Genomic DNA, 9,397 nt, shown 5'->3' with positions numbered 1-9,397 from the left:
GGCCTATGCCACGCTGCTGACCGGCCGCGAACGCGAGCGGCAGACGCGCCTCGGCTGGCTCGCCCGCTTCCAGACGGCCGRCGGCGCCGTGCCGGCGCTCGCGCGGCTCGGCGTGGCCGGCGGCATCATCGCCGCGGTGCTGGGCCTGGGCGGCTCGGTCGGCGATGCGCAGATCGTCGTCTACAACGGGCTGGGCACGCCGGTGCAGGTGACGGTGGCCGGGCGCCCGCCGCTGGCCGTCGCACCGAATGCACTGCAGCGGCTCACGCTGCCGGCCGGGCACATGGTGCAGGTCGAGTCGCGCACGCCGAAGGGCGCGCTGATCGAATCGTTCGAGGCCGATGCGAAGGGCAGCTTCGGCACCTACGTCTACAACGTCGCGTCGGCCGCGCCGCTGGTCGAGTGGACCGCGGTGTACGGCCGCACGCAGAGCATTCCCGAGCGCATGCTCGGCACGCCGCGCTGGTCGTCGACCGGTGCCGAGCATGTGTTCGAGGAGCCGCCGAAGTCGATCAGCACCAAGGGCGGCGGCGGCACGCGCACCGTGCTGCAGGGGCTGGCCGACATGCCGCCCGACCGGCAGCTCGATGCGCTGGCCAACGACGCGCAGCGGCGGCAGCTGATCGCCACGCACCTGCGCTGGGATGCCGCCGGCAGCGGGGCCGTGGTGCCGTGGCTCGGGATGGTCGGCGACAACGCGCAACTGCTGGCGCTGGTGCGCGAGCGGCTGAAGGGGGCGCCCGACGAGGTGGCGTCGCTGCGGGCCGAGCAGGACGGCGCGCAGGGCGCTGCGCACACCGAGGTCTGTGCGCGCCACATGGCCGCCAGCCGCGCCGCGCCCGACAACCCGAACCTGCGCTACGCCGCGGTGCGCTGCGACACCGAGAGCCCGCAGAAGTGGCAGGCCTTCATCGACGGCCATGCGCGCTGGCCGGCGCACGCGTGGTTCGGCTATGCGGCAGCGTATTCCGAACTCGACTTCGGCCGCCTCGACGCCGGCCTGGCCGGCCTGGGCGAAGCGCGCGGGCGCATGGCGTCGCTGGCTGCGTACATCGCGATCGACGAGGCGCGGCTGCGCCGCTTCCTGAAGCAGGACGACGCGAAGCGCATGGCCGAGCTGACCCAGGCGTCGCCGGTGCTGCGCGCGCGCCTGGCGATGGAGGGCGGGACCGCGACCGCCGAGGAAGGCCTGCCGACCGAGTACACCGAGTTGGCGCGTGGCCGCATCGACGCCGCGCTGAAGGCGGCAGGCGCCGGGTCCGCGCACCGCCAGGCCCGCCTGCTGCGGCTGGCGGCGGCCTCCGACGGTGCGGATCAGCCACTGGTCCTGCGGGCGATCGCGTTGCCGACGGACAGCGGTGTCGACGATGCGACCGCATGGCTGGCTGCTGCTGTCGCGGCACGCGGCGGGCAGGACATCGAGCCCTTCGTCGCCGCCGTCGCGCGCCGCTCGCCGACCGATGCGGCGCTGATGCGGGTGTTCTTCGAGCAGCTGCAGAAGACGCGCGATGTCGGCGTGGCCGATCGCGTGCTGGCCGAGATGTCGTTCCAGTGGCGCGTGCACGCCTACGCGGCCGGCGTCGTGCTGCTCGGTCGCGAGGCGCCGTCGGCGTGGCGCGATGCGGCGCGCCGGTTGCTGTTCGCCGACGAGCGGCCGTATTTCCTGTAGCGCCTCAGGAACGGCCCGTCCCCGTTCGCCCTGAGCAGGGACTGAGCCTGTCGAAGGCCCGTCTGTCGAAGGGTCGTTTCCAAAGCACGCATGGCCTTCGACAAGCTCAGTCCGAACGGGACTTTTCGCGGATGAGTTCGATGAACGCCCGCAACCCTGCCGGCACGTGCCGGCGCGTCGGGTAGTACAGGCAGATGCCGGGGTAGGGCGGCGTCCAGTCCGCGAGCATGCGCACCAGCCGTCCCTGCTTCAGGTCGTCGCCGACGTGCAGCTCCGACAGGTAGCCGACACCGACCCCGGCATGGACCGCGCTGCGCATCAGTGACGGCTCGTCGAGCGTGATCGGGCCGGGCACGTCCAGCGTCAGCGATTCGCCATGCCGCTCGAATTCCCAGCGGTAGCGTGCGCCGCTCGCGAGGCGCCAGCGGATGCAGCGGTGGTTCATCAACTCGCCCGGCGTGCCGGCACTGCCGTGCGCCGCCACGTAGTCGTGCGACGCCACCACCGCCATTCGCATGTCACCGCTCATCGGCACCGCGATCATGTCGCGCGGCACCGTGTCGGCCACCCGGATGCCGGCGTCGTAGCCCTCGGCGACGATGTCGATCAGCCGCCCTTCGGTGACCAGGTCGACCTGCATCTGCGGGTAGCGCTTCAGGAACTCGAGCACGATCGGCTCGAACACGATGCGCGCCGCGCCGACCGAGGTGTTCAGCCGCAGCGTGCCGGTCGGCGTGTCGCGCAGCAGGTTCACTGCCTCCATCGCGCCGCGGATGTCGCCCAGCGCCGGCGCGATGCGCGCGACGAACTGCTCGCCGGCCTCGGACAGCGCCACGCTGCGCGTCGTGCGGTTGAACAGGCGCACGCCGAGGCGAGCCTCGAGCCCGGCCACCGCGCCGCTCAGCGCCGAGGTCGACATGCCCATGTCGGTGGCGGCTGCACGGAAGCTGCCGTGCCGCGCCACGGCCAGCACCGCTTCCAGTTCGACGAGGCCTGATTTGTGCATTGTCCTGATTACCAGAACGAGTCGTCTGGATTCGTGCAGCTTATCAAATCAATGCCCGGCCTCTAGATTCGATGCATCCCTTCATTGCACAGGACATCGACATGCACGACATCACCCGGATCTACATCGACGGCGCCTTCGTGGCCCCGCACGGCCAGGAGCGTTTCGACCTCTTCAACCCCGCCACCGAGGAGCGCATCGGCCAGGTCGCGCTCGGCGATGCCGAAGACGCCCGCCGCGCGATTGCCGCGGCCCGGCGCGCGCTGCCCGGCCTGTCGCGCAGCCCGAAGGCCGAGCGCGTCGCGATGCTGCGCCGCCTGCACCAGGCGGTGCTGGCGCGCGTCGACGACATCCGCGACGCGACCATCCTCGAGTACGGCGGGCCGGTGGCGCGGGCGCAGTGGGGCGCGCAGTACGCGGCCGACGCCTTCCTGCTGGCGGCGCAGACGCTGGAGGATTACCCGCTCGAGCGGCGCATCGGCAGCGCCGAGGTCGTGATGGAAGCGGTCGGCGTGGTCGGGCTGATCACGCCGTGGAATGCGAACGCCGGCTTCATCTGCAACAAGCTCGCCACCGCGATCGCGGCCGGCTGCAGCGCGGTGATCAAGCCCAGCGAGATGAGCGCGATCCAGACCCAGGTCGTCACCGAGGCGCTGCATGCGGCCGGCCTGCCGCCGGGCGTGTTCAACATCGTCAACGGCCGTGGCGACGTGGTCGGTGCCGAGATCGCCACGCACCCCGATGTCGCGAAGATCTCGTTCACCGGCTCGACAGCCGTCGGCAAGGGCATCCTGCGCGCCGGCGTCGAGACGATGAAGCGCGTCACGCTCGAGCTCGGCGGCAAGTCGCCGACCGTGATCCTCGACGACGCGAACCCCGAGGCGGCGGTGAAGTTCGCCGTCGCGGCCGGCTTCATCAACAGCGGCCAGGCCTGCATCGCCGGCACGCGCATCCTGGTGCCGCAGGCGCGGATGGCGGCGTACGCGCAACGCATCGGCGACGCGGTGGCGCAGGTGCGCGTCGGCGACCCGGCCGATCCGTCGACCGCGATCGGGCCGATGGTGAGCCAGCGGCAGTTCGATCGCGTGCAGCGCTACATCGGGATCGGCCTCGCCGAGGGCGCGCGGCTGGTGGTCGGCGGCGAAGGCCGGCCCGACGGCCTGCCGCGCGGCTGGTTCATCCGCCCGACGGTGTTCGCCGACGTGCGCAACGACATGACCCTCGCCCGCGAGGAGATCTTCGGGCCAGTGCTGGCCATCATCGGCTACCGCGACGAGGAAGACGCCATCGCGATCGCGAACGACACGGTGTACGGGCTGCAGGCGTACGTGGCGTCGTCGAACCCGGCACGCGCCCGCGCGGTGGCCGCGCGGCTGCAGGCCGGCCGGGTGCTGATCAACGCGCTGCACAACGAGCCGCGCGCGCCGTTCGGCGGCTTCAAGCAGTCGGGCCTGGGCCGCGAGTTCGGCGAGTTCGGGCTCGAGGCCTTCCTCGAACCGAAGAGCGTGCTCGCGGGGGGCTGATCAGTCCGGCTTGCGGTTCAGCAGGCTGAAGCCGTGGCTCCAGTGGTTGTTGCCGAAGCCGTAGCGGATCCAGATCATCGCGAGCGATTCCAGCAACCGGGCCTGCTCGATGCCGCCGAGGTCGATCGCGCTGCGCCAGCCGAAGCGGTGCAGGATCGCTGCGACCTCGGCCTTGGCGCCGGCGTCGTTGCCGGCGATGAACATGTCCGGTTCGCCGTCCGCCAGCGTCGGCTGCACCATGTGCGACGCGGTGATGATGTTGAAGGCCTTCACGACCTTCGACTGCGGCAGCAGCCGCTGCACCGTCTCGCCGGCCGAGTCGGTGAAGCCGAGCGCGAGCACCGGCTGGCCCGAGCTGAAATCGACCGGGTTGACGGCATCGATCACCGTCTTGCCGGCGAGCGCGTCAGCGAGGGCGGGTGTCAATGCCGCCTTCAGCGCGGCCCAAGGCAGCGCGATGACGGCGCTGTCGGCCTGTCGGGCGGCATCGACGAGGCTGGCTGCGGTGCTGCCGGGCACGGCGGCAAGTGCCGCGCGGATTTTCTCGCCGCCGGTGTCGCGGCTGCCGAACACCACGCGGTCGCCGCGGGCGACGAAGCCTTTCGCGAGCGCCGTGCCGACGTTGCCGTTGCCGAGGATGGCGATGGTGGAAGAACTCATGTCAGGCTCCAGTGGGATGTCGATGGGGGCAGTGTGCGAGCCGTCAATCAACAACGTAAGATGGTCGCCGGTTCCTGAACTCATAACCCAAGGTTGAGAATGGACGCAGCGCAGCGGGTGCCGGCCATCCTGTCGTTCGTGCAGACCGCCGACCGCGGCAGCTTCGCCGCGGCGGCCAGGGCGCTGGGCATCTCGGGGGCGGCGGTCAGCAAGAACGTCGCGTCACTGGAGGCCTCGCTCGGCGTGCGGCTGCTCAACCGCACGACGCGGGTGCAGCGGCTGACGAGCGAGGGCGAGGCCTTCCTCGAGCGGGCGCGCGTCGCGATCGATGCGCTCGATGCGGCCGTCGACGCGGTGGCGGCGCAACGCGCCGAACCGAGCGGCCGCGTGCGCATCTCCTGCCCGAGCAACTACGGCCAGCATTTCCTGCTGCCGCTGATGCCGGGGCTGAGGACGCGCCATCCGGGGCTGGTCCTGGACCTGGATTTCGACGACCGGCGGGTCGACCTGATCGCGCAGGGCTACGACCTCGCGCTGCGCGGCGGCCGTGCCACCGATTCGGGCCTGGTGTCGCGCCCGGTCGGCCGGCTCGAGATGGTGCTGGTGGCAACGCCGGCCTACCTGGCCGCCCGCGGCGTGCCGCGCAGCCGGGCAGACCTGCCGGCGCACGACGTCGCGCTGGTGCGCTTCCTCAGCGGCGAGGTGTCGCCGTGGACCTTCCGCGAACCGGACGGCTCGACCGTCGACCTGTGGCCCGAACGCTGCGTGATGACGATCTCGACCGGCGCCGCGGTGGAGACGGCGCGCATGGGCCTGGGCATCGTGCAGGTCGGGCTGCCGCAGGCTTGGCCGCTGCTGAAGTCGGGCGAGCTGAAGGCGCTGTTCGTCGACGAGCACGTCGCCGGTGATCGCGAACTGGCGCTGCACTATCCGCACCGCGCGCTGGTCGCGCCGCGCGTGCGGGCGACCGTCGATCACCTGGTGGCGCAGCTCGCCTCGAACGAGGCGCTGCACGTCACGCGCGAAGCGCTGCGGCCTTACGCGGTGTCGTAGCCCGGATGCCAATCCGGGGATCGTGACCCTGAATCCCGGATTGGCATCCGGGCTACTGGAACGCGACCTCGGCGAAGCTGCGCAGCTTGCGGCTGTGCAGCTGGTCCACCGTCTGCGCCCGCAGCAGCTCCACCGCCCGCATGCCGATGCGCAAATGCTGGTCGACCCGCTCGCGGTAGAAGTGGTTGGCCATCCCCGGCAGCTTGATCTCGCCGTGCAGCGGCTTGTCGCTGACGCACAGCAAGGTGCCGTAGGGCACGCGGAAGCGGAAGCCGTTGGCCGCGATCGTCGCGCTCTCCATGTCGAGCGCCACTGCCCGGCTCTGGCTGAAGCGGCGCTCCGGCGTGCGTTGCGGCAGCAGCTCCCAGTTGCGGTTGTCGGTGGAGGCGACCGTGCCGGTGCGCAGGATGCGCTTCAGTTCGTAGCCGGTGAGCTGCGTGATGTCGGCCACTGCCTGCTGCAGCGCGACCTGGATCTCGGCCAGCGGCGGGATCGGCACCCACAGCGGCAGGTCTTCGTCGAGCACGTGGTCCTCGCGCACGTAGCCGTGGGCCAGCACGTAGTCGCCCAGCGCCTGCGTGTTGCGCAACCCGGCGCAGTGGCCGAGCATGATCCACGCATGCGGGCGCAGCACCGCGATGTGGTCGGTGATCGTCTTCGCGTTGGCCGGGCCGACGCCGATGTTGACCATCGTGATGCCGGCGCCGTCGCCGCGCACCAGGTGGTAGGCCGGCATCTGCGGCAGCCGCGGCGGGATCGCGCCGAGCTCGTCGCCGGGCCGGTGGGCCGTGCCGGTGCGCCGCGTGATCACGTTGCCCGGCTCGACGAAGGCGAGGTACTCGCTCGCCGGATCGGCCATCGCCTCGTGGCCCAGGCGCACGAATTCGTCGATGTAGAACTGGTAGTTCGTGAACAGCACGAAGTTCTGGAAGTGGTCGGGTGCGGTGCCGGTGTAGTGGCGCAGCCGGTGCAGCGAGTAGTCGACGCGCGGCGCGGTGAACAGCGACAGCGGGTGCGACTGGCCGGGCCTGGTCTCGTAGGTGCCGTTGGCGATGGCGTCGTCCATCGCGGCCAGGTCGGGCAGGTCGAACATGTCGCGCATCAGCAGCCGGCGGTCCGGGCCCAGGCTGCCTTCCAGGTGGTCGTGTTCGGCCAGCGAGAAGTGCACCGGGATGGGCTGGCCGCTGACGCCGACCTCGAGCGCGACGTTGTGGTTCTTCAGCAGCAGCCGGAACTGCTCCAGGTAGTAGCCCTGGAACAGGTCGGGCCGCGTCAGCGTGGTCTCGTAGGTGCCGGGGCCGGCGACGAAGCCGTAGCTCAGCCGCGAGTCGGCGCGCGCGACGGTGTCGGTGTGCACCCGCACGAAGGGGTAGCAGGCCCGCACGTGCTCGGTGGGCGCGGTGCCGGCGACGAAGCTGTGCAGGGCACCACGCAGGTGCGCGAGGCTCTGCTCGTAGATGGCCTGCACCTGCGCGAGCGCGGCGACCGGGTCGGTGAAGCGCTGGGAGTCGAGAGACATGGAATGTTCCTGGAGCCGTTCGTGACCATTCTCTCGCGCCGCCATCACCCGTGCCGGCCGGGGTTTCCTACAATTTGCGGCATCAAAACACCGGAGGAGGACGCTCATGCCCATTGCAGGCCTCGGGCTTCACATCGTCATTGCCCTGTTCTTTGCCGTGCACGCGGTGCGCAGCCGCCAGCAGACCTACTGGCTGTTCGTGCTGTTCTCGTTCCCGCTGCTCGGCAGCATCGTCTACTTCCTGGCGATCTACCTGCCGGATTCGCGGCTGGAGCGCGGTGCGCGCAAGGCGATCGTCGCGGCGGTGAAATCGCTCGACCCGACGCGCGAGCTGCGCGACGCCCGCGCCGCGTTCGAGTACACGCCGACCGCGCAGAACCAGATGCGGCTCGCATCGGCGCTGTACGACGCCGGCGAGTTCGATGAATCGGCGCAGACCTGGGAGGCCTACCTGAAGGGCCCGTTCTCGACCGATCTCGAGATCCGCCGCGGTGCGGCCCGCGCCAGCTTCGCGCGCGAGCGCCCGCAGGAGGCGATCAGCCACCTGAACGTGATCCGCCAGCAGGACCCGAACTTCCGCGAGGAAGAGATCTCGCTGCTGCTCGCGCGTTCGCTGGCCGCCGCCGGCCGTCATGGCGAGGCGCGCGACGCCTTCGAAGCGACGGTGGCGCGCTTCGGCAGCTTCGAGGCGCGGGCCGAGTTCGCGATCTGGGCGCTGGTGCAGCGCGAGACCGAACTCGCCGCGCGCCTGCAGGTGGAGATCCAGCGCGCCACCGAGCGCTGGAACCGCCACACCCGCGAGTTGAACGCCGAGCTGATGCGCCGGCTGCGCGTCGCGCACGAGCAGACCAGGACGCCGTCGGCCTGACGGCAGCGGTCGCGGCTCAGGCCGCCGCCGGCTCGCCCAGGTACACGCCGCGCGGCGCGGCCAGCCCCTGCCGCACGTTGCGGCTGAGGTCGTCGGCCAGCACTTCCTCGGCGCCGCTCGCGAGCGCGTCGACGACCTGCTGCGCCACGTCGTCGGGGTTCGCCTTCGCCGTGTCCAGGCCCTTCGTCATGTCGGTGTCCATGTAGCCGACGTGCACGCCCACCACCTGCGTGCCCTGCGCGCGCAGCTCGCCGCGCAGGCCGTTGGTCAGCGACCAGGCGGCCGACTTGCTCGTGCTGTAGGTCGCCGCGCTCGGGATGTTGACCCAGCTCAGCACCGACAGCACGTTGACGATCGCGCCGCCGCCGTTGGCCTTCAGCACCGGCGCGAAGGCCTGGCTGAGCGCCAGCGGGCCAAAGAAGTTGGTCTCCATCTCGGCGCGCGCCGCCGCGGCGCTGCCGGCGGCCAGCAGCGGCGAGCCGCGCGTGATGCCGGCGTTGTTGATCACGACGCTCACGTCCTTCAGTTGCGCGGCAGCGCGCGCGACGTCGTCGGCGTTCGTCACGTCGAGCTTCACCGCCTCGACGCCCGGCAGCGTGATGCTGGCCGGGTCGCGGGCGGCCGCATAGACCTTCTTCGCGCCGGCGGCGAGCAGCTGCTGGACCAGGGACTTGCCGAGGCCACGGTTGGCGCCGGTCACGAGGAAGACGGCATTGCGGATGTTCATGGCGGGTCCTTTCGGGGATGCTTACATTGTTTATATGACGGTCGTCATGATTGAGATTATATGACGTGCATCATTTATCATGTCAAGCGGCGTCTTGGGCATCACCGCGCCGGAAAGGTCTTCTCCCCATGAAAGTCAGTCGTGAACAAGCCGAGCAGAACCGCGAACGGGTGCTGCAGGTGGCGGCGAAGCTGTTCCGCGAGCGCGGCTTCGACGGCATCGGCGTGGCCGACCTGATGAAGAGCGCCGGCATGACGCACGGCGGCTTCTACGGCCAGTTCGGCTCGAAGGAAGACCTGATGGCCGAGGCCTGCAGCCGGGTGTTCGACGAGGGCGGCGAGCGCTGGCGGCGGGTCGTGGGCGATGCGGCGG

9 protein-coding genes are annotated in these 9,397 nt (G+C 70.8%); 5 read left to right on the top strand and 4 right to left on the bottom strand.

Features of this window, described 5'->3' with window-relative positions:
* A partial coding sequence (locus AC1DXV_RS26840) for a hypothetical protein (RefSeq protein ID WP_477936436.1) occupies window positions 1–1,669 on the top strand: 1,669 nt, incomplete at its 5' end.
* A gap of 106 nt (window positions 1,670–1,775) precedes the next feature.
* Here the strand turns inward: AC1DXV_RS26840 and AC1DXV_RS26835 are convergent.
* Window positions 1,776–2,675, bottom strand: coding sequence for a LysR family transcriptional regulator (locus AC1DXV_RS26835; protein ID WP_477866059.1), 900 nt, complete (start codon window positions 2,673–2,675; stop codon window positions 1,776–1,778).
* A 101-nt stretch (window positions 2,676–2,776) separates the two neighbouring features.
* Between AC1DXV_RS26835 and AC1DXV_RS26830 the strand changes: the two genes are divergently transcribed.
* Complete coding sequence (locus AC1DXV_RS26830) at window positions 2,777–4,198, top strand: aldehyde dehydrogenase family protein (RefSeq protein ID WP_477866058.1); 1,422 nt, start codon at window positions 2,777–2,779, stop codon at window positions 4,196–4,198.
* Here AC1DXV_RS26830 and AC1DXV_RS26825 read toward each other — a convergent pair whose 3' ends face one another.
* Complete coding sequence (locus tag AC1DXV_RS26825) at window positions 4,199–4,858, bottom strand: NADPH-dependent F420 reductase (protein WP_477866057.1); 660 nt, start codon at window positions 4,856–4,858, stop codon at window positions 4,199–4,201.
* A gap of 99 nt (window positions 4,859–4,957) precedes the next feature.
* On the opposite strand from AC1DXV_RS26825, the gene AC1DXV_RS26820 reads away from it, so the two are divergent.
* Entirely contained in the window at window positions 4,958–5,911 is a 954-nt protein-coding gene (locus tag AC1DXV_RS26820; RefSeq protein WP_477866056.1) for a LysR family transcriptional regulator, read from the top strand.
* A 52-nt stretch (window positions 5,912–5,963) separates the two neighbouring features.
* Here AC1DXV_RS26820 and AC1DXV_RS26815 read toward each other — a convergent pair whose 3' ends face one another.
* Complete coding sequence (locus AC1DXV_RS26815; protein WP_477866055.1) at window positions 5,964–7,430, bottom strand: AMP nucleosidase; 1,467 nt, start codon at window positions 7,428–7,430, stop codon at window positions 5,964–5,966.
* A 106-nt stretch (window positions 7,431–7,536) separates the two neighbouring features.
* Between AC1DXV_RS26815 and AC1DXV_RS26810 the strand changes: the two genes are divergently transcribed.
* Window positions 7,537–8,298 carry a tetratricopeptide repeat protein gene (locus AC1DXV_RS26810; protein WP_477866054.1) on the top strand — a complete coding sequence of 254 codons (762 nt, stop codon included), beginning with the start codon at window positions 7,537–7,539 and terminating at the stop codon, window positions 8,296–8,298.
* Between the two features lie 16 nt (window positions 8,299–8,314).
* Here the strand turns inward: AC1DXV_RS26810 and AC1DXV_RS26805 are convergent, their stop codons facing one another.
* Window positions 8,315–9,025, bottom strand: coding sequence for an SDR family oxidoreductase (locus AC1DXV_RS26805; protein WP_477866053.1), 711 nt, complete (start codon window positions 9,023–9,025; stop codon window positions 8,315–8,317).
* 128 nt (window positions 9,026–9,153) lie between these two features.
* Here AC1DXV_RS26805 and AC1DXV_RS26800 point away from each other — a divergent pair.
* A partial coding sequence (locus tag AC1DXV_RS26800; protein ID WP_477936434.1) for a TetR/AcrR family transcriptional regulator occupies window positions 9,154–9,397 on the top strand: 244 nt, incomplete at its 3' end.

The organism is Rhizobacter sp. P3_C12 (assembly GCF_056402735.1).
The sequence above is the reverse complement of the archived record's forward strand: the minus strand, read 5'-3'. Positions and strand labels throughout refer to the sequence as shown.

Bases quoted from the DNA above. Each gene is read 5' to 3' on its own strand.
- AC1DXV_RS26810 (WP_477866054.1), top strand. From the start codon at position 7,537: ATGCCCATTGCAGGCCTCGGGCTTCACATCGTCATTGCCCTGTTCTTT.
- AC1DXV_RS26835 (WP_477866059.1), bottom strand. From the start codon at position 2,675: ATGCACAAATCAGGCCTCGTCGAACTGGAAGCGGTGCTGGCCGTGGCG.
- AC1DXV_RS26825 (WP_477866057.1), bottom strand. From the start codon at position 4,858: ATGAGTTCTTCCACCATCGCCATCCTCGGCAACGGCAACGTCGGCACG.
- AC1DXV_RS26830 (WP_477866058.1), top strand. From the start codon at position 2,777: ATGCACGACATCACCCGGATCTACATCGACGGCGCCTTCGTGGCCCCG.
- AC1DXV_RS26820 (WP_477866056.1), top strand. From the start codon at position 4,958: ATGGACGCAGCGCAGCGGGTGCCGGCCATCCTGTCGTTCGTGCAGACC.
- AC1DXV_RS26805 (WP_477866053.1), bottom strand. From the start codon at position 9,025: ATGAACATCCGCAATGCCGTCTTCCTCGTGACCGGCGCCAACCGTGGC.
- AC1DXV_RS26815 (WP_477866055.1), bottom strand. From the start codon at position 7,430: ATGTCTCTCGACTCCCAGCGCTTCACCGACCCGGTCGCCGCGCTCGCG.